Here is a 19,671-nt window from a genome sequence, read left to right on the forward strand (position 1 = left end):
AGTATATATAACTAATGGGATGATTATGTTTTTCTCAATATCAAAAAGGATCTTACTACTAGTTTCATTAATTAGTCTTTCAGCATGTCATGTAATAGAAAAACAACCTGCATCACCCGTAGATCTGGCAATTATTCAGTCGGCAAATATCATTGATACTCAGACTGGGCAATCCATCACGGCAGAAACACTGTTAACACGATTGGCAAGTCAATCACGTGTGATTATTGGTGAAAAACATGACAATGCTTATCATCATGATATTGAATATTGGTTGATGACAGAGTTGCCTAAAAAACGACCACAAGGCTCAGTTTTACTTGAGATGCTAACACCAAGCCAGCAATCATTAGTTGATAATACAAAGAAACGTTATTCAGGCTCTGAATACTTACGTGATGAGCGATTAATGGCTGCATTAAAATGGAATTCAGGCTGGCCTTGGAAATGGTATGGCAATATTGTTAAAGCAGGACTAAGCGCCGATTATCCTTTATTAGCCGCCAATATTGATCGCAGTGAAATATCTAGTGCGTATAAAAATCCTCCTATTATTGATGGTGTGCATTCAATTGATACATCCGTTCGCCAACTTATTCAAAAAACAATCGAGCTTTCTCATGGTGGTGAGCTTGATAAAATACAAGCAGAAAAAATGACTGTTATCCAGCAATTGCGTGATCGTGCAATGGCTAAAAGTTTATTAGATGCTCCGACACCTGCACTTTTAATTGCGGGATCTTTTCATGCTACAAAAGTAATGGGCGTACCTTTACATGTTGCTGATTTAGCACCGAATGAAAACGTGACTGTTGTGATAATGGCGGAAGAGGGAAGTGATGTTACTTCAGTTCATGCCGATTATCTTTGGACAACACCTGTCGCATTACCTTAATTTATTGATAACACGAATATGTTTATTTCTTCTTGTATGGATCAAATGCCAAAATTTCAGCTTTTTAGTTCTAAAGCCTTAATTTTGGCTATCGGTGTACATGCTGTTTTTGTTATGGCTTATTTTTATTTAAATAAAGAGAATAAGATATTTATACAAGAGCCCGAATTAGCTGTAATGATGAGCTTAAGTGAAAATGTACAAGCGCTCAGTGATGAAAAACAGGTTGTAGGAGTTGATCAACAACTGGCGGTGGCAAGCCAAAAAAAGGTAGAGCAAGATGTTGCTGAAAAACAGCCCGATCTGATTGTGAATGAAAATGCGGATATTTTACTCGAAAAACCGAAAAAAAGAGTCAATGTAGAGCAAACTGCTAAAGTAACTCCTGTTACCTCTCCTGTAAAACCTGCACCGATTATGAGTGAAAATGTGTCTAGCCAATCAGCACCTTCAAGCAGTCGCTCCGCGGCGAAACAGCAATCTAATGATGTTAGTGCAAATTATGACAGCGATTCAGATAGTTCAGAAAACGCATTAGCATTATGGCAAGCTAAAACAAAAGGGCATCTTAATCGCTATAAAGCCTATCCTGAAGAAGCAAAAAGCAAAGGTAGAACCGGTATTTCTAAAGTACGCTTTATTGTTGATGAACAAGGTTATGTCATATCGAGTGAACTAATTCTCAGTAGTGGCGTGCGCTCTTTAGATAGAGAAGCACAAAGAGTACTCAAACGCGCAGAGCCCTTACCTATACCGCCGATAGAGTTATTGTCGAAAGGTAAAATAATGGTTGAAATGCCAATTGAGTTTTCTACACTAACGTTCTAACGACAGGTTAAAAGGAAATAAAACGTTATGTTAATCGCAACAAAAAAACGGATGACGTTGAAATTAACGAGTGCGATCATGGCATTGTTAATTTCAGCAACACCTGCATTGGCTCAAAATCAGAAGGACTCCCTAGTGATGCCACCAAAAGCGAATAAAGTACCTCATGTGATGACAGATCATGGAGATACGCGCACCGATAATTATTATTGGCTACGAGATGATTCACGCAAAGATCCTAAAGTGCTTGATTATCTGAATGTCGAAAATGCTTATACCGAGTCTGTAATGAAAGAAGGTAAGGCATTAGAAGAAACACTCTTCAATGAGATGGTTAGCCGTATGGCTCAAAACGATGAGTCAGTACCTTATATTTATAATGGCTATACTTATCGTACTATTTATCAAGAAGGTAAAGATTTCCCTATTTATCAGCGTAAGCCTGTTAATAGTGAAGGTGAGTGGGAAGTCCTTGTTGATGGAAACGAACGTGCGAAAGGGCATGAATTCTATCAATTAGGTGATCTGACTATCAGCCCAGATAACAAACGCATTGCTATTGCAGAAGATAAAGAAGGGCGTAGAAACTACAATGTTGCCTATAAAGATTTGTCAGATAACACATGGAAAGAGAATGTATTAACCAATATCTCAGCAAACTTAGTATGGGCAAATGATAGCAAAACACTCTTTTATGTTGATAAAGATCCGCAAACGCTACTGCCTTATCAAATCTATCGCCATCAATATGACACTGATCGTAAACAAGACATCAAAATCTTCGAAGAAAACGACGATCGTTTTTATACCTGGATGGGTAAAAGTAAATCTGAAGATTACATTCTGGTCTCTATTGAAAGTTCAACTACTTCAGAGTCTCGCTTAATTGACGCTAATGCCCCAGAAAAACCAATGGTTATCTTCTCTGCACGTCAAGAAGGGCGCGAATATGATATCGACCATTTTAATGGTGAATTTTATATTCGCTCGAATCATGAGAGTGAATTGTTTGGTCTTTATAAAACATCATCCATTGATAAACCTTGGGAAACCGTCATTGCACCACAAAAAAATGTCGATTTAGAAGGTTTTGATCTCTTTAATCGCTGGTTAGTGGTTGAAGAAAGAAAGCAAGGCCTAGTGTCATTGCGTCAAATTGATTGGAAAACAGGTCAATCAACCAATGTCACATTTGACGATCCTGTTTATATGGCATGGTTAGGGTTTAATCCTCAAGCAGATAGTGAAGAGCTTCGCTTTGGTTATACATCCATGACAACACCATCTTCAACTTATCAATGGAATATGCAAACACATCAAAAGCAACTGCTTAAACAGCAAGAAGTGAAAGGCTTTGAACGTGATTTGTATGAAAGTGAGCGCATTTGGGTAAAAGCACAAGATGGTGTTGAAGTTCCCGTATCATTAGTTTATCGAAAAGACTTATTTAAGAAAGGTGAAAATCCTATCTTAATTTATGGTTATGGCTCTTACGGTAGTAGCATTGATCCATCATTTAGCTCACCTCGTTTAAGTTTGTTAGATAGAGGTTTTGTCTATGCGATTGTGCATGTGCGTGGTGGTGGTGAATTAGGTAAACGCTGGTATAACCAAGGTAAAATGGAACATAAAGTTAATACTTTTACTGACTTTATTGATGCCACTAAATACCTAATTGCTGGTGGTTACGGAGCACCTAAACATGTTTACGCTATGGGTGGCAGTGCTGGTGGTTTATTAATGGGCGCTGTTGTGAATATGGCGCCAGAATTATACCGTGGTGTTGTATCTCAAGTCCCATTTGTTGATGTTGTGACAACAATGCTAGATGCTTCAATTCCATTAACGACAGGGGAATATGAAGAGTGGGGAAATCCTGCCGATAAAGACGTTTATTTCCGCTTAAAATCATATAGCCCATACGATAATGTCGTTGCTAAGGCTTATCCTCATCTATTAGTCACTACAGGATTACATGATTCACAAGTACAATATTGGGAACCAGCAAAGTGGGTTGCTAAATTACGTGAATTAAAAACAGATAATAATCTATTATTACTTGATATTAATATGAGTGCGGGACACGGCGGTAAATCAGGACGTTTTAATCGCTTACGCGATACTGCAAAAGAATATGCCTTTATTTTGATGTTAGAACAACCTGAAGTCTATTTTAAAGCGCAAAATATAAAATAGAATAATCTGTAATAATAAATAAGTTTAATAAAATTAGCCTGTCTCTCTTTAAGGGAGACAGTGCTATTATTTAAAGCAAATATAACAATAATAATATTTTTTGATTTAATTACTTTATATAAAGCAACGTGAGCCTATTTAAATAAAAATAAAGAATAGGTTTATTATGAAATTTAAAAGGAAAATACTTAGCACTCTTATTTTATTTTCGGGTGTTAATCATCTTGTCATCGCATCTGAAGCGGATAAAGCGGTTCAATTTAGTAGCTTAAAAGTTTCATCAGCACAAAAAGAAACACCAGAACAAAAAGCATTGGGAAAACCAGGTGCTTATAGTTCTATTGGTGAAATTAATAATCTAGAGTCTGTTGAACAAGCATTACGATCAACACCTGGGGCTTACACTCAAATGGATGTAAGTCAACCCGGTGTGAGTGTTAATATTCGCGGGCTTAGCGGTTTTGGGCGCGTTAATATGATGGTAGATGGTGTTACGCAAACGATGTATAGCACATCACCTAGTCAATATGCTCATGGCGCACAACCTTACAATCAATTTAATACCATGATTGATCCGAATTTTATTATTAAAATCGATATTTCTCGTGGTCAACAAGATGGTGAAAATAGTATTAATGCACTAGCAGGAAGTGCTAATTTTAAAACCATTGGTGTTGAAGATGTTTTATTTGAAAACCACTCTTGGGGTGTAAGAAGTAAAGCTGCTGGTGGTACGAATGGCTTAGGTTATAACGGCATGGTCGCGGTGGCAGGACAACGTTCATTATTTAATGATAATGGTACAGTTGGTGCGATGTTTGCGTTAAGTGGACATAAAATAGAGTCTTCTTATAAAAATGGTGCTGGTTTTAATAGTGAAGAATTTTCGACAAGCAAAGAGTTTAATCAAAGACCACACTCAGAACTCACTAAAATAAATATAAAACCAAATGATTCTCATGAATTAGAATTAAGTGGTCGTTTTTATAACAACAATTTTAATCGTCGAAAAATAGATGCTAAAGATTATTATGCGAAATATCGCTATACACCGTTAAATGATTTATTTGATAGTGAAATTCTGCTTAGCCACAGCCAAGCATCACAAAAATTTGAGGGTGATTCTCTTGTGAGTTTGCGAGAAGCAAATGCTAAAAATATATCAGACTCACTAGTGGCGAAAAATACCAGTCGCTTTAATTACGGTGAAATGGATATGGCATTAACACTTGGCTCTAAATTAATGTCAACAGAATACAAACGTAGTGTTATCGCCCCCTCCACTGATCCGTGGCAATCACAAAATATGGTTGAAAATAATGTGTTTGCACCACAAGGAAAAAATGATTTAACTAGCTTCTTTTCACAAATGAAATTTGAATACGATATTTATACTCTCGACCTAAATTTAAATTATGTGGATTACAATATAAAAGGGTATAAACCAGCGTGTGCTGCTCGTGATGCATGTTTCCCTGAAGGTGAAATGAATGTAAATCGTCATGATAGAAATTGGGATCCTGGGGTGTTATTTTCCGCTGAAATTATTTCTGAATTTCAGCCCTTTGTAAGTTATGCTCATACAATGAGAGCGCCCACCTCACAAGAGATCTTTTTTGCCAATGAAGGTGGGGCTTCAATGAATCCATATTTAAAGAGTGAAAAGGCTGATACATTCCAGCTTGGGTTTAATAGTTACCGTCCAGATTTAATTATCGAAGGTGATAGTTTTCGATTTAAAGGATTATGGTATTACACAAAGGTCAAAAATTATATTTCTAGTGAATCTTTTATCGTGTGTAAAGGAGGGATCCGTTGTAGAGTTGATGATACATTAACATTGGATGATTACGCCAATATGGAAAATGACGGTAATATTAATCTTCATACTAACAGTATCGATCCTGTGGTTTTACGTGGATATGAGTTACAAGCTAATTATGATGCAGAGGTATTTTACGCTAATCTGTCTTATAGTGATCAACGCACATCACAACCCACATCAATTGCTAGTTTAGATTTTGGACAAACACCTGCTTCTGAGCTTCCTAAATATTATGCCACTATAGATACAGGTATTCGTCTCTTTGATGACCGGTCATTAGAACTAGGTACTGTGATACAAATCACAGGAAAATCACGTAAATCTTCACCTGAAGGTGTTGATTTTGATACGGGTAAAGTCCCTATGGTGCAACAAGATAATATCCCAACGGTTATTGATCTTTATAGTAATTACAAAATTAATAAAAATATTTCTTTGAAGTTTGCTGTGCATAATTTAATGAATAAAAACTATTCTAATGCGCTTGATAGAAGTAATTCAGCACCAATAATGCAAGAGCCAGGAAGTAATACTCAAACTGCTCGAGGTCGAAGCTATTTATTTGCAGGAGAAGTCCGTTTTTAATGTAACGTAATAATTATCTTAAAGTATAAATAATAAAAAACGGCATCAATATTATTCTGATGCCGTTTTCCTTTTGTATCTATATTGATCTAAGCCATTTGATATGGCTAATCCTCATTTTTAGAGGCGGTCTTACGTTTAGCTCTTATCTTTTGTGTTTTAACCACTTCACTGGTGATCCAACCATCTTCAACACGCGTTTTTAGCGGATCACCCACTTTTACCTGTTTGGTATTTTTCAGCACTTCTCCAGACTCTGTTTCGCTAATACTGTAACCGCGAGAAAGTGTTGCGAGAGGACTCACACTTTCTAAACGAGAACAGCTAATAGCGAATTGTTCACGTTGACGAGATAACTGTTGTGAAATACTTTCTCGCATACGGTAAATCAACTGTTGTTGTTGGCGAAGTAATGCTTGAATTTGGGAACTAGGCTCTTGGTAATTAAGGCGTTTTTGTAGTTGTGTTTGTTGATGTTGTTTGGCTTGCAATAGTCGCTGAAAACTAGAAACTAAACGCTGTTGTGTTGAAGCCAATACATTTTGCTGACGAGCAAGACGTAAATGAGGATGTTGTTGCTGTAATCGATGATGAAGCTGTGTTATTGCACGTAATTTTTTCGCTAAGTAGTAATCCATTGCCATTTCAAGGCGTTGTTGTTGTGATTGTAATTGGCGCAATAGCTCAAGCTTGTTACGGCTGATTAGTTCTGCTGCTGCAGAAGGAGTTGGTGCTCTAAGGTCGGCAATAAAATCAGCTATGGTTACATCAGTTTCATGACCAACAGCACTTACAATCGGAATTTCGCTGGCAAAAATAGCACGAGCAACACGTTCATCATTAAATGCCCAGAGATCTTCTAACGAGCCACCGCCACGACCAACAATTAAAACATCACACTCTTTACGACGGTTAGCAAGTTCGATGGCATGAACAATCTGCATAGGCGCTTCAGCACCTTGAACCGCAGTTGGATAGATAAGAACAGGTAAAGAGGGATCACGACGACGAAGAATATTTAAAATGTCGTGCAGTGCTGCTCCTGTTGATGAAGTGATAACACCAATTTGTTGAGCAGGTGATGGCAGGGGTTTTTTATGAATAGCATCAAATAAACCTTCAGCACTGAGTTTTTGTTTTAATAGCTCAAATTGTTGTTGTAAAAGTCCGTCGCCAGCAGGTTGCATACTTTCAACAATCAATTGGTAATCACCTCTTGGCTCATACAATGTAATTGTTGCGCGCACTAAGACTTGCTGTCCATGTTGAGGGCGAAAAGTAACTTTAGTATTTTGCCCACGAAACATCGCCGCTCTAATTTGGGCATTAGTATCTTTTAACGTAAAATACCAGTGACCAGAAGAGGGTTGAGTAAAATTGGAAATTTCAGCGCTGATCCAAATGCGACCCATTTCCATTTCTAATAACTGGCGAACGGTCTTATTTAGACGGCTAACAGTAAAAATATTATTGTTTATCGGTAGTGTCATGTGAGCCAGATCAAATTTTAAAACAAAGACTTAATTGATTGATACTACCTAAGTTAGTGGCAGGATCAATAAAAATTTTGAAAAAAAGCTAGAAGCAACCGATTACGGTGTGTATAATTCCGCGGCAATATTTTCTATTTCCTAAAAGCCGCCTTGGTGAGATATTGCTATGTTACGAATTAAAAAAGAAGCACTTACATTTGATGATGTTTTGTTAGTTCCTGCACACTCCACTGTTCTTCCTAATACTGCCGACTTGTCCACTCAACTGACTGAAACAATCCGCCTAAATGTTCCTATGCTTTCTGCTGCAATGGATACTGTGACTGAAGCGCCTTTAGCTATCGCATTAGCTCAAGAAGGTGGAATTGGTTTTATCCACAAAAACATGTCTATCGAACGCCAAGCTGAAGAAGTTCGTCGTGTGAAAAAACATGAAAGTGGTGTTGTCACTGATCCTATCACCGTAACACCAGAAACTTCTTTACGTGAAGTTCAAGCAATGACTGAACGCAATGGCTTTGCGGGTTACCCAGTTGTGACCAATGACAACGAATTAGTGGGTATTATTACTGGTCGTGATGTTCGTTTTGTTACTGATTTAGACCAACCTGTTACAGCAGTAATGACACCAAAAGAGCGCTTAGTGACTGTACAAGAAGGTGAAGCACGAGATGTTGTCATGCAAAGAATGCATGAAAAACGTGTAGAGAAAGCCTTAGTGGTTGATAACAACTTCCACCTGAAAGGAATGATCACTGTAAAAGACTTCAAGAAAGCAGAACGTAAACCAAATGCTTGTAAAGACGAACACGGTCGTTTACGTGTTGGTGCTGCTGTTGGTGCGGGTGCCGGTAACGAAGAGCGTGTTGCTGCATTAGTTGCTGCAGGCGTTGACGTTTTACTTATTGACTCATCTCACGGTCACTCTGAAGGTGTCTTACAGCGTATTCGTGATACTCGTGCATTATATCCAAATCTACCTATTATTGGTGGCAACGTTGCAACCGCAGAAGGTGCATTAGCACTAGCAGATGCTGGTGTGAGCGCGGTTAAAGTAGGTATTGGCCCAGGCTCAATTTGTACAACACGTATCGTAACCGGTGTGGGTGTACCACAAATTACTGCTATTGCAGATGCTGTTGATGCTCTGAAAGATCGCAACATTCCTGTTATTGCAGACGGCGGTATTCGTTTCTCTGGCGATATCGCAAAAGCATTAGCAGCAGGTGCAGCTTGCGTTATGGTTGGTTCAATGTTTGCAGGTACTGAAGAATCTCCTGGCGAGATCGAACTGTTCCAAGGCCGTTCTTATAAATCTTATCGAGGCATGGGTTCATTAGGTGCGATGTCTAAAGGTTCATCAGATCGTTACTTCCAAACTGATAATGCAGCAGACAAATTAGTACCAGAAGGTATCGAAGGTCGTGTTGCTTATAAAGGTTTATTGAAAACTATCGTTCATCAACAAATGGGTGGTTTACGCTCATGCATGGGCTTAACAGGCTGCGCAACAATTAAAGATTTGAATACCAAAGCTGAATTTGTTCGTATCAGTGGTGCGGGTATTCAAGAAAGCCATGTCCATGATGTGACCATCACAAAAGAATCTCCTAACTATCGCTTAGGTATGTAATTTATTCCGAGAAAGGCTTGTTTTAGTTATTACTTTGTTTTGATTATAAATTAGCAAGCCTTTCAACTTTATGACTTTATCTGTTTTGGAATTCACCACAAATGACAGCAAATATCCATAATCATCGCATTCTTATCCTTGATTTCGGTTCACAGTATACGCAGCTTATTGCTCGTCGTATTCGTGAAATCGGCGTTTATTGTGAACTCTGGGCATGGGATGTTACAGAAGAACAAATTCGTGAATTTAATCCTAATGGTATTATTCTGTCTGGTGGCCCTGAAAGTACTACTGAAGACAACAGCCCTCGCGCACCAGAATACGTATTCAATGCAGGCGTTCCTGTATTAGGAATTTGTTATGGTATGCAAACGATGTCGATGCAATTAGGTGGCGACGTCGAAGTTTCTGGTGAGCGTGAATTCGGTTATTCACAAGTTGAAATTCGTGAAACTTGCGCACTGTTCCGTGATATTCAAGATTCTGTTAGTGAAGATGGTAAACCATTATTAGATGTATGGATGAGCCACGGTGACAAAGTTACTGCTATTCCATCAGATTTTGTAACAGTAGCGAGCACAGAAACTTGCCCATTTGCTATCATGGCGAATGAAGAAAAACGTTTTTATGGTGTTCAATTCCACCCTGAAGTTACACATACCCATCAAGGTTTAGCGATTTTAAAACGTTTTGTTTTAGATATCTGTGGTTGTGATGCGCTGTGGACTTCTGCCGCAATTATTGAAGACACGGTTGCTCGTTTAAAAGAGCAAATTGGTGATGATCACGTTATTTTAGCGTTATCAGGCGGAGTTGACTCATCAGTAACTGCATTATTGTTAAACCGTGCGATTGGTAAACGTTTAACATGTGTATTTGTTGATAACGGCTTATTGCGTCTGAATGAAGCAGAACAAGTCATGGAAATGTTTAAAGGTAAATTTGACCTAAATATTATCCATGTTGAAGCGGAAGAGCGTTTCTTAACTGCGTTAAAAGGCGAGAATGATCCTGAGAAAAAACGCAAAATTATTGGTCATACATTCATTGAAATCTTTGATGAAGAAGCTGTTAAACAGCCACAAGTTAAATGGTTAGCACAAGGCACTATCTATCCTGATGTGATTGAGTCTGCTGCATCTGCAACAGGTAAAGCTCATGTAATTAAATCGCACCATAACGTGGGTGGCTTACCAGAAGATATGAAGCTGGGCTTAGTTGAGCCATTAAAAGAGCTGTTTAAAGATGAAGTGCGTAAGATTGGTTTAGAGTTAGGCTTACCATACAACATGCTTTATCGTCACCCATTCCCGGGCCCAGGTTTAGGGGTTCGCGTATTAGGTGAGATCAAAAAAGAGTACTGTGATTTATTACGTCGTGCTGATGCTATCTTTATCGAAGAACTGCATAAAGCTGATTTATATAACAAAGTAAGCCAAGCATTTACCGTGTTCTTACCTGTGCGTTCAGTGGGTGTTATGGGCGACGGTCGTAAATATGATTGGGTTGTTTCATTACGTGCAGTTGAAACTGTGGACTTTATGACAGCGCATTGGGCACATTTACCATATGACTTCTTAGGTCGCGTTTCTAACCGTATTATCAATGAAGTGGGCGGAATTTCCCGCGTTGTTTATGATATCAGTGGTAAACCACCTGCAACGATTGAGTGGGAATAAAATACCGTTTATCAGCAATAGTTGATAAAGGTTAAAAAACCAATAGCCATCAGTAAGTTACTGATGGCTTTTTTGTTTTCTATGGTTAGTAATGGTTGACAAGAACCGAAAAAAATGACGGTATATGTGACGGTATCAAAAAATAAATTATAAAATTAAGACACTGATACCGTCATAAATTTGCTGTCATTTGACGGTATCAGTATTGAGGTTATAGCATGCTGACCGATACAAAACTAAGAAGTTTAAAGCCACAAGACAAGCTTTATAAAGTGTCTGATCGAGATGGTTTATACGTTGCAGTGACAAAAAATGGTGTTATTTCATTTAGATATGATTATCGTTTTAATGGAAGGAGAGAAACGGTTACTTTTGGTCGATACAGTGCTGACGGTATCACGCTTGCAGAAGCAAGAGCTGAATTAATTGAAGCAAAAAGGCTACTAAACGCAGGTATATCGCCAGCTTCAAAGAAGCGTGACGGTATTGAGAGTAAAAAAATAGGGACGGTATTCAAAGACTATACCGTCAATTTTCTTAATGATGCCCAATATGCTGACTCTACAAGGGCCATGAAAGAAGCGATTATTAAAAAAGAAATTTATCCCGTATTCGGCAAGCTTCAACTAGAAGAGATCACCACGCCACGGCTTAGAGCATTGTGTGAAAAGATAAAAGATAGGGGCGCAAAAGCGACTGCATTACAAGTGCGTGAGATTGTTGGCTCTGTTTTTACTTATGCCATAGATAGAGGTTATGAAATTAGTAACCCAGCAGATGCAATAAAGGCATCTTCGATAGGGACTTTTCAAGCGCGCGAAAGGGCAATGTCACCGAAAGAAATCGGTATCTTATTTCGTGAACTAGAAAACTATAGTTGTTATCCAACCTTAAAATTGGCCGTTAAATTTGTCTTGCTAACATTAGTCAGAAAGTCTGAGTTTATTCACGCTACATGGGATGAAATAGACTTTAAAAATAGGCAATGGGTGATCCCTAAAGGGCGAATGAAGGGGAGAAAAGAGCATGTTATTTATCTCTCTGACCAAGCAATGGATATCCTCACCGGTATGAAAGTCTGCGCGATGGGAAGCAATTACTTAATGCCTGGTCGATATGATATTAAAAAGCCACTTTCTAATGCTGCATTAAATAATGTGATTGATGGCACCGTAAAACGTATCAATGAAAAAGGTATTGAGTTCGAACTGGTTACTGTTCACGATTTACGACGCACAGCCAGTACGCTATTGCACGAGGCAGGTTATAACTCAGATTGGATAGAGAAATGTTTAGCACACGTTCAAAATGGCGTTAGAGCTGTTTACAACAAGGCTGAATATGCTGAACAGCGTAGGAAGATGTTACAAGAGTGGGCTGACATGGTGGATGAATGGATAAAAGAGAAAGATTAACGCTTTGTCATTCTTCGCCAAGTGTTTTATAAGCAAGTAGTGACGATAGGTAAAGCACACCAACAACAGGCCAGATTGTGGAGTAAAACAGTCTGGCCACAATATCTTTTATATTGTCGCTTTCGTGTTTAGACTCTGAAAACAGATACCCAGCAAGCCATAAGTACACGGCTAATAATGTGAGTAAAATAATCATTAACCGTTTTTCCTTTTGTACTGAGCATGATCATCACCACACTTTTTAGAACAGTAAGCGCTATTCTCTGTTACAGGTTCTTCACGACACCAGATACAAAACCCTGTTAAGCTTTTGGCTGGTGGCTCTCTATTTGCTAATGCGGTGTTGATTTGTAGATCCGTTAAATCATTAGCATCATCTGCGATATCAGGCATATTTATTCCTTATAAATAAAATGAGAATTGATAAGTTCGATACTGTTGTTAGGACATTGATTGCCCCATGCATCCCAACCTTGTGACATGTCACGAGCGAATAGCTCAATGCGACTTACATCACCGTACAACTGTTCAAGGCGGTTTTTTACTTCCCACGGTTTTTCGCTATGCTCACCTAAAGAACTAAATACGATTTGTTTAACGCTAGCACTAATGCGTTGTAATCCATTGCCTCGAGTAGCGATTAAAACATCTTCACTATTGGCTCTGGTGTAGTTACCCCCATTCATTTTTGTTTCAGTATCTAATAGTTCAAACAGGTCGTGATAATCAAATAACTCACTGTTTTGAATAGCCTTATCAATTCGTTGCCATGCTAAATGGTTAAACTTAACCCATGTAAAAGCTTTCATTGTGCGGACTTTAAAGCCCCACGCTTCGGCTAATTTAATAGCCTCGAGTACAAAATTACCTGTATACCACATGGCAAGAACTGCATTATCAGATGTAATAGAATGAATAGGGAGATGGGTTAAATTGAAGAGGGAAGTTGTTGGATAATGATTTTTAGCAGCACCGTTTGAAACTTTATTTTTGTAATCCCACGGAGGATCACAATAGATAAGGTCGTATTTCTTATGGCTCATATTTCTCCTTATTTTAGGTATAAAAAACCCTGCTTTAGCAGGGTGGTTTATTACTAGATTAATATTATTTTTAATGCGTCATTCAGATTGGTAAATAAGCTGTTCTGAATATTTAAATCATGCTCAAGCTTTGCACCATGAAATAAATTATTTCTTATTCTGTAAAGAACTATAAGTATAATTTTAATTTTTGATACTAAACTAGTATCGCCTTCATCAATTTCTGCTACTATTTTTGAGTAAAGCTCAATAGCTTTTTTTCGCCCACTCATTAAAACTTGATGTTTTTCATCATTACTATATCTATCTCTAAGGAAGTTATATATTTTATCAATATTTTCTGATTCTTTATCCTTTTTGGCGACATAATTAGCTATGTAATCTATTCTATCTAAGGTGAAATCTCCGCCTGCTAATTTCATCTCCATCACACTAAATAGAAAGTAAAATTCAGTAATGAATTTCAACATCTCAATATCTACATCTTGACCAAGATTACTGTTGATTAATTCTTTTATTGAATGGAAAAATGCATCATCATTTTGGTTTAAATTCGTCATTTTTTGTACGCCGGTTATTAATTGTTAATACATTATAACAATTAAATCTATTCGTCTCATTATATTCATTCCTCTTCATTGCATCCCTGAGAGTTAAATTAAGCGGTCCGTAGCTTTTCGATTTCTGGATATTGTTCGCGAATGATTTTCAGATATTGAGGTTGATTTTTTTCTCCTTCCATACCTTTATCAAACCAAGCTTGCAGGTCATAGGCATTGCCATTGCTATCTTTTAAATCTTCAAAAATATCAACCTCAGGCCACATCTCCATAGCTCCAAACAACCACTCTTTAGCAAGGCTGACATTATCTTTTTCAAGCGAATAACACGCAATTAATATTGTGTTTGCTAATCTTGCTAAGTACCAAGACATAACCAGCTCACTAGCAGCGTTATTCTGTAATTTTTCAATCTCTTCTTTTAGTTTATCTGTCATATCTATCTCCTGTTGCATCCTTGCACTGAGTCTGTTTATTAAATAGGTAAATCCAACTGGCAATTAAAGGCTTCACAAGACTCGCTACAAGAACCGGATTTATATCCGCCAGAACCTTTAACTACATTAGCGATTTCATCTCTTGTGTGATCCTTGAATAAAGCAATTATCCCTTCCAGTGAATTATTTCCTCTAAACATAATTTGGCTTGATTGCTGCTCTCGATTAACTTCTCTGACATCTCCATTAATCACATCAATAAATTGCTTCGCTAGAATGGGCTCATCTCTTGCGGCTAAAGCAATTTTATTTACACTTTTCTTGATACAGAAAACGCAGTTCCCGAGGTGCTCAGGAATGTTTAAATTGAAAGGTTGCTTTGACCACCAGTGATTAATGTCATCCTTTTCAAAATCACTGATATCAGCTAGATAATTAATGCCATCCTTTGGCTTTAATCTGTTTTGTTCATCTGCTCGTATTCCAATCCATGTCGTATACTCATCAAAGTTATCTTTGCAGTATTTAGTGACTGGATTGAATTTCATTTCTCTGGTGCAGAACGCACCGGCTGGATAGGGTAGTCCGTATTTTTTAACTATGGCTTTCCATGGCTCAAGATCGTGCTTGATTTCACTGACGGGTATTACTTCGTAGCTATTTCCTTGCCCGAGTTCTGGGTTAACTACGACACGTAAACAGGTTAAGTTAATACCCCAATGTGATACGACATTTTTAATAAATTCGTATGTTTTTGGATGTTCTGCTCCTGTGTCCATGTAAATATATCTAACATCCAAATCTTCCTTGATTCGCCTTTGTTCCATCAGATGCACGAGATAAGCCGATGTTCTGCCGCCAGAAAAACTGACAACATGAATCATGGTTATATCCTTTGGTTAAACCGGTGTTAGGCATTACTCACAAACTGACCTGCTTCATTACGCTTACGTTCGGTGTAACACTTAGGTGTCTCTCTTGATTGAGAACGTTTTTTCAACCACTCATCAACTTCTTCTGCTTCCCAAGCAACACAGCGCACAGATAAGTACATACGCTTTGGAAAATCGCCTTTCTTCTCTAAGGTGCGAATAGTTGAGCGAGAAAGCCCTGTTCGCTTTAAAACATCAGGCATACGAATAGGGTTGATAGGTAATTTGATATTCATATTTAAACTCCTGCGGAGCGATACAGCTCCGCATTAAATAGGATCACTGGTATTCAGGGCGCATATCATCAAGCGTGATAGAGAAAGATTCGTATAACTCATCACCTAGTTTTCTTTTGCTTGATTTAAGTAGCTTGTCTACTTTTTCAAATGCTTCTGTGGCTTCTGGTGAGCCAGATTCAGGAAGTGAGTTGATAGAAGCTTCTAGGGCGTTACGTGCATCAATGCGGTGGTATGCCTGTACTGCTTTATTTTTTAATTCAGTAAACAGGTTGATCCCCATTTCATTTTTTAAGTTCTCAATTTCTGCGCGAATATTTTTAGCTTCTTCGACAGTTTGAACATCATCAATAGCTAATCTAAAGGCGTCAGCATTGAACTTAGGTATAAACTCGCCTTGAGCTTCTTTTACGGGTTCAGCATTGATTGGCTGTTGTTGAGTGGTGATTTCATCAATGCTTACACGTTCTTTCGGTGGGGTGATGTCTTTAATTGGTCTATCTTCAAGTTCTTCTGGCGTATACACACCTAGGATAACTTCGGGGCAATAAAGGCGTGCCCAATATTTAACAGCGAGATACGCTAACTGCTGTTTTGGGTTTGTTGACCAGAGAGGGGAATTGCGAGTAACAACACTAGATAGGTAAATTTTCTCTCCCCACGTAATTTCACTTTCACCGCGAAGAATTGCCCCTACACGTATCCATAAACCATGCTCATCTGCATCAGTCCAATCACGAACACGAAATGAATAGTCTTTGCCGTTTCGTTGTTTGGTAAGCTCTTTGCTTTTGGTTAGTTTTTCCCAACCGGTTTCACTATATTCATAATGAAAGCGCCCTTGAATAGCCGTTGAGCTTGATACTAAGGCGTTTACTAATTGCGCTTCATATCCAAGAACGCCATTAACGGTATAGGTTTTCTGAGCTACAACAAATGGGTTCATATCCCATTGCATCGCCTGCATAACAATCGCTAAACAGTCTGAAGCATTATCGCGCAAATGTTCGGGTACCGTAATTTTCCCTTTAGCCATTATTTTTGAAAACTCAATTAGGCTACTTAACTTATCTGGGTTGAATACTGCTAAGTTGTTACTCTGATCAATAGTGGCTACTTCTGACATAATATTTACTCCAAGCTTACGCCTGATTGTTCAAGCGCGGTTTTATTAAGCGACTTCATTTTGCAGTTCTTCTAACTTTTTCTGCTCAAAGTCAGTGATACCGATTGTGAGAGTGGTGGTGATAGGCGCTGGCCAATATCCTGTATCCATAGCTTCACGGATATCACGCAGTGTCTTTTTGTACTCTGCACGACCTAATTCAAGTAATTCAGGAGAGGCTTCGACGATAGCAACCCAGTGGTAATGCTCGTCTTTGTTAACGAATATCCAGAAGAACTGGTCAAGCATTGCCACATCACAATACATAGCTGCACTGATGTGATAATCGCGATTAATGATTTCTCTGCGGATCATGGCTTCAATGGCATCTTGTTTAAATCGACCAAGTGCTACTGATTTGAGGTCAAAGCCTAATCGGTTATTTTCTGTTTGAATTTCGATATCAGGACGAACACGAATTTCAAGACCGGTATCTTCATCAATGCCGTAGTAACTTACTTCTGATACGCGGTTAGGGTGGTTTAATGAACTGGATGCTTCTTTGTGGTTCATAACTGCGTGGCGCATGTTATTTGCCATTTCATAGTCAACGGTTTGAACATGAATTTTTGAATTATCACTAAGCCACTGGCTAATGATTTCATCTTCAAATACAGCATCAGGGTTAACTTCTTTAATGACCTGCATGAGATCATCTTTTTTGACGGGTTTTCTAAGTGGCTCAGGTTTATTTGTTTCTGCCAAATATAATTCAGGATTGATGTGGTGGTATATCTGCTCAAGTAATGCATCTGTATTACCTGAAGTTTTCAATGGTGTTGGCAAAGTATCGTTATAGGCTTTGATACAGGCTTTCATTGCTGCACCTGTGAATTTTCCATCTTCAGGGATGGTTTTAAATTCATCGGGCAACTGCATGTATATCTGACCTAGATCTTCGGCTTTTCCGCTGGTGGAAAGTTGCGGTGTCAGAGTGGCATTATGTTCTTCAATAATTGCTTTTAACTCATCTTGTGAGAGCTTTTTAGGCAACTTATTATTGTATTCGTCAATCCATGACTTCATTGTTTCCGTTGTTGTAAAGGCACCTTCTGGAATAATTGGCTTAACACTGAATTCAGCATCAAACTTTTCAGGCTCCATTGTTAACGTGTGAAACGCACTACCTAAGTCGAAACAACGCTTATTTTCACGCTCAATGACTTTTGTTACATGGCGTAACTCGTAATACATTAAACTAATACGAGCATCTTTTAGCATCGAACTACTGATGCCGTTTGAACTGTGATACACCTCGTTAGGAATATTGGGATAACGACCAGGTTCAAAATAAGCAGGTTGGTCATTTTCTTCCTTTGGAATATCTTCCGTTTCCTTCAGTTGACCGTTTTGGTTATCTTTACTGGCGTTAAAAATCACCTCTTCCTGAGGTGCTTCCTTTTTTTCTACCTCATTTGAGGTGGTTTTTGGATTTATTAATGAGTTAAAGTGATTAACTCTATGACGAACGCTACGCATATCAGGGTTATCAATAAATGACATAATAGCGTTAACGATTTGCTCTTCACTGAGTTCACTGCTGATATTATGAACCAATGAAAGTGCAAGTAGCGTGATATTAATAAAGTGGTCATATTGCTTAAACTCTTCTTTTTCAATATCACCATTGATATGAGCTGTTAGCATATCTACTTGTTCGCTATCAGTAATATCTTGGTTAAGTAAAAGAGCTTTTGCAATCAACACATTTAAGTGCTTAGTGTCTGACATTTTGTTTACCTACTAATTGTTCTGTTTGTAATGCGAGCTTTCTTACATAAGCCCACTCAATACCGGCTTTAAAATTGTCAAATGACTGTGACTCATTTAAGCCTGATAAGGTAAATACATGCTTACCGTCTTTGATATAAAAGATCATGACTAATCACCAAATTGGTTATGTCTGAGCGCATTAAAAAATCAGTCTCTTTTATCCATATTGTTAAAGAGCAAATTAACCGTATTGGTTAACTTATGCTTTTAATCATAACCATAAATTAACCATTGTCAACCATGAAAAACAAACAAATCACCAATATGGTTATGTTTGTTTTTATCACTATGAAATTTAATGATTTATTAAGAGTAAAAAGAAGCCAGTATATGACTTCTTTTTAATGGAAAGGGTTAGTCGTGGGAGATAGGCTGGTTTTTATTAATGATAAATTCAATGAAGTTTTCAATAGCAGCTTGTTCGCTGGCGGGAAGTTTTGAATAGGCTCTTCTATCATAGTTAATAGTGCCTTTATCATTTTTAGGGATCAGTAATTCATAGGCTTGGCGACCCATTGCTTTTGCAATGGCATCAATGCTTTCAGCGGTGGCACTGGCTTCACAATTAATAATGCGGTTAACTGTTGATTGTGCAAGCCCTGAATCGACAGAAAGCTTAACTCTTGATTTTATTCCATCATTTAGCATGAATGTTGTGATGTTATCTGAGAGTATCTTGCCAATTTCAGTCGGAATATATTCTTCTTTTTCTGACTCCGCATGACCTTCTTTTAAATGGTCTACATCCATCCAATATTTGCTAATTCTAGTCACATATTCAATTTTACGTGACATTGGATCGGTGAGTTCACGATGGCTTTTTAAATCTTTTGGTGATAGGTAACGGGAGATCATACTTGGTGCTACGCCTAACGCATCAGCCAATAATTTTTGTTTGCCGTTGTAGTAGCGTTCAATAATATAAATCAGGTTATCTTTTCTAATTTCAGCAATGCTTTTCATTTCTCCAAGTCCT

At 38.0% G+C, this 19,671-nt stretch carries 18 protein-coding genes; 7 read left to right on the top strand and 11 right to left on the bottom strand.

What is annotated here, in order from left to right:
- Positions 1–25: 25 nt before the first annotated feature.
- The 4 genes from GWJ01_RS18420 to GWJ01_RS18435 all read left to right on the top strand — a co-directional run bounded on the left by GWJ01_RS18420 (position 26) and on the right by GWJ01_RS18435 (position 6,329).
- Positions 26–895, top strand: a complete 870-nt coding sequence (locus GWJ01_RS18420) for a ChaN family lipoprotein (protein WP_161711447.1) — start codon at positions 26–28, stop codon at positions 893–895.
- Positions 896–940: 45 nt separating this feature from the next.
- A complete protein-coding gene (locus GWJ01_RS18425) occupies positions 941–1,723 on the top strand; it encodes an energy transducer TonB family protein (RefSeq protein ID WP_227003121.1) in 783 nt (260 codons plus the stop codon).
- 27 nt (positions 1,724–1,750) lie between these two features.
- On the top strand, positions 1,751–3,919 hold the full coding sequence (locus tag GWJ01_RS18430; protein WP_161711448.1) for a S9 family peptidase: 2,169 nt from the start codon (positions 1,751–1,753) through the stop codon (positions 3,917–3,919).
- A gap of 166 nt (positions 3,920–4,085) precedes the next feature.
- The gene (locus GWJ01_RS18435; RefSeq protein ID WP_161711449.1) at positions 4,086–6,329 is read left to right on the top strand and encodes a TonB-dependent receptor; all 2,244 of its coding nucleotides are present in this window, start codon (positions 4,086–4,088) and stop codon (positions 6,327–6,329) included.
- 107 nt (positions 6,330–6,436) lie between these two features.
- Here GWJ01_RS18435 and xseA read toward each other — a convergent pair whose 3' ends face one another.
- Entirely contained in the window at positions 6,437–7,819 is a 1,383-nt protein-coding gene (gene xseA / locus GWJ01_RS18440; RefSeq protein WP_109401736.1) for an exodeoxyribonuclease VII large subunit, read from the bottom strand.
- A gap of 169 nt (positions 7,820–7,988) precedes the next feature.
- Here xseA and guaB point away from each other — a divergent pair, with 169 nt between their 5' ends.
- The 3 genes from guaB to GWJ01_RS18455 all read left to right on the top strand — a co-directional run bounded on the left by guaB (position 7,989) and on the right by GWJ01_RS18455 (position 12,549).
- The gene (gene guaB / locus GWJ01_RS18445; RefSeq protein ID WP_109393965.1) at positions 7,989–9,455 is read left to right on the top strand and encodes an IMP dehydrogenase; all 1,467 of its coding nucleotides are present in this window, start codon (positions 7,989–7,991) and stop codon (positions 9,453–9,455) included.
- A 101-nt stretch (positions 9,456–9,556) separates the two neighbouring features.
- A complete protein-coding gene (gene guaA / locus GWJ01_RS18450) occupies positions 9,557–11,134 on the top strand; it encodes a glutamine-hydrolyzing GMP synthase (RefSeq protein WP_109393964.1) in 1,578 nt (525 codons plus the stop codon).
- Between the two features lie 218 nt (positions 11,135–11,352).
- A complete protein-coding gene (locus tag GWJ01_RS18455) occupies positions 11,353–12,549 on the top strand; it encodes a tyrosine-type recombinase/integrase (protein ID WP_161711450.1) in 1,197 nt (398 codons plus the stop codon).
- A 195-nt stretch (positions 12,550–12,744) separates the two neighbouring features.
- Here the strand turns inward: GWJ01_RS18455 and GWJ01_RS18460 are convergent, their stop codons facing one another.
- The 10 genes from GWJ01_RS18460 to GWJ01_RS18495 form a co-directional block, all read right to left on the bottom strand.
- The gene (locus GWJ01_RS18460) at positions 12,745–12,942 is read right to left on the bottom strand and encodes a hypothetical protein (RefSeq protein ID WP_161711451.1); all 198 of its coding nucleotides are present in this window, start codon (positions 12,940–12,942) and stop codon (positions 12,745–12,747) included.
- 2 nt (positions 12,943–12,944) lie between these two features.
- Positions 12,945–13,592, bottom strand: coding sequence for an MT-A70 family methyltransferase (locus GWJ01_RS18465; RefSeq protein WP_161711452.1), 648 nt, complete (start codon positions 13,590–13,592; stop codon positions 12,945–12,947).
- Positions 13,593–13,645: 53 nt separating this feature from the next.
- The gene (locus tag GWJ01_RS18745; protein WP_202611271.1) at positions 13,646–14,152 is read right to left on the bottom strand and encodes a hypothetical protein; all 507 of its coding nucleotides are present in this window, start codon (positions 14,150–14,152) and stop codon (positions 13,646–13,648) included.
- Between the two features lie 98 nt (positions 14,153–14,250).
- A complete protein-coding gene (locus tag GWJ01_RS18470) occupies positions 14,251–14,589 on the bottom strand; it encodes a hypothetical protein (RefSeq protein WP_161711453.1) in 339 nt (112 codons plus the stop codon).
- A 38-nt stretch (positions 14,590–14,627) separates the two neighbouring features.
- The gene (locus tag GWJ01_RS18475; protein ID WP_161711454.1) at positions 14,628–15,473 is read right to left on the bottom strand and encodes a phosphoadenosine phosphosulfate reductase domain-containing protein; all 846 of its coding nucleotides are present in this window, start codon (positions 15,471–15,473) and stop codon (positions 14,628–14,630) included.
- 26 nt (positions 15,474–15,499) lie between these two features.
- Positions 15,500–15,757, bottom strand: coding sequence for a helix-turn-helix transcriptional regulator (locus GWJ01_RS18480; RefSeq protein ID WP_161711455.1), 258 nt, complete (start codon positions 15,755–15,757; stop codon positions 15,500–15,502).
- A 43-nt stretch (positions 15,758–15,800) separates the two neighbouring features.
- Positions 15,801–16,883, bottom strand: a complete 1,083-nt coding sequence (locus tag GWJ01_RS18485; protein ID WP_161711456.1) for a RecT family recombinase — start codon at positions 16,881–16,883, stop codon at positions 15,801–15,803.
- A gap of 45 nt (positions 16,884–16,928) precedes the next feature.
- Positions 16,929–18,653 carry a PD-(D/E)XK nuclease-like domain-containing protein gene (locus GWJ01_RS18490; RefSeq protein ID WP_161711457.1) on the bottom strand — a complete coding sequence of 575 codons (1,725 nt, stop codon included), beginning with the start codon at positions 18,651–18,653 and terminating at the stop codon, positions 16,929–16,931.
- The gene (locus GWJ01_RS18750) at positions 18,640–18,801 is read right to left on the bottom strand and encodes a hypothetical protein (RefSeq protein ID WP_004243375.1); all 162 of its coding nucleotides are present in this window, start codon (positions 18,799–18,801) and stop codon (positions 18,640–18,642) included. Before GWJ01_RS18750 ends, GWJ01_RS18490 begins: the two co-directional genes overlap by 14 nt.
- A gap of 248 nt (positions 18,802–19,049) precedes the next feature.
- A complete protein-coding gene (locus GWJ01_RS18495; RefSeq protein ID WP_004243373.1) occupies positions 19,050–19,658 on the bottom strand; it encodes a hypothetical protein in 609 nt (202 codons plus the stop codon).
- Positions 19,659–19,671 lie beyond the last annotated feature (13 nt).

This window comes from Proteus sp. G2618 (assembly GCF_009915995.1).
Taxonomy (GTDB): Bacteria; Pseudomonadota; Gammaproteobacteria; order Enterobacterales; family Enterobacteriaceae; genus Proteus; species Proteus terrae.

Excerpts from the sequence above, each read along its gene's own strand:
- GWJ01_RS18745 (WP_202611271.1), bottom strand. The coding sequence starts at position 14,152 with ATGACGAATTTAAACCAAAATGATGATGCATTTTTCCATTCAATAAAA.
- GWJ01_RS18420 (WP_161711447.1), top strand. The coding sequence starts at position 26 with ATGTTTTTCTCAATATCAAAAAGGATCTTACTACTAGTTTCATTAATT.
- GWJ01_RS18455 (WP_161711450.1), top strand. The coding sequence starts at position 11,353 with ATGCTGACCGATACAAAACTAAGAAGTTTAAAGCCACAAGACAAGCTT.
- GWJ01_RS18485 (WP_161711456.1), bottom strand. The coding sequence starts at position 16,883 with ATGTCAGAAGTAGCCACTATTGATCAGAGTAACAACTTAGCAGTATTC.
- GWJ01_RS18750 (WP_004243375.1), bottom strand. The coding sequence starts at position 18,801 with ATGATCTTTTATATCAAAGACGGTAAGCATGTATTTACCTTATCAGGC.
- GWJ01_RS18465 (WP_161711452.1), bottom strand. The coding sequence starts at position 13,592 with ATGAGCCATAAGAAATACGACCTTATCTATTGTGATCCTCCGTGGGAT.
- guaA (WP_109393964.1), top strand. The coding sequence starts at position 9,557 with ATGACAGCAAATATCCATAATCATCGCATTCTTATCCTTGATTTCGGT.
- GWJ01_RS18460 (WP_161711451.1), bottom strand. The coding sequence starts at position 12,942 with ATGCCTGATATCGCAGATGATGCTAATGATTTAACGGATCTACAAATC.
- guaB (WP_109393965.1), top strand. The coding sequence starts at position 7,989 with ATGTTACGAATTAAAAAAGAAGCACTTACATTTGATGATGTTTTGTTA.
- GWJ01_RS18470 (WP_161711453.1), bottom strand. The coding sequence starts at position 14,589 with ATGACAGATAAACTAAAAGAAGAGATTGAAAAATTACAGAATAACGCT.
- GWJ01_RS18425 (WP_227003121.1), top strand. The coding sequence starts at position 941 with ATGCCAAAATTTCAGCTTTTTAGTTCTAAAGCCTTAATTTTGGCTATC.
- GWJ01_RS18490 (WP_161711457.1), bottom strand. The coding sequence starts at position 18,653 with ATGTCAGACACTAAGCACTTAAATGTGTTGATTGCAAAAGCTCTTTTA.
- GWJ01_RS18495 (WP_004243373.1), bottom strand. The coding sequence starts at position 19,658 with ATGAAAAGCATTGCTGAAATTAGAAAAGATAACCTGATTTATATTATT.
- GWJ01_RS18475 (WP_161711454.1), bottom strand. The coding sequence starts at position 15,473 with ATGATTCATGTTGTCAGTTTTTCTGGCGGCAGAACATCGGCTTATCTC.
- GWJ01_RS18435 (WP_161711449.1), top strand. The coding sequence starts at position 4,086 with ATGAAATTTAAAAGGAAAATACTTAGCACTCTTATTTTATTTTCGGGT.
- xseA (WP_109401736.1), bottom strand. The coding sequence starts at position 7,819 with ATGACACTACCGATAAACAATAATATTTTTACTGTTAGCCGTCTAAAT.
- GWJ01_RS18480 (WP_161711455.1), bottom strand. The coding sequence starts at position 15,757 with ATGAATATCAAATTACCTATCAACCCTATTCGTATGCCTGATGTTTTA.
- GWJ01_RS18430 (WP_161711448.1), top strand. The coding sequence starts at position 1,751 with ATGTTAATCGCAACAAAAAAACGGATGACGTTGAAATTAACGAGTGCG.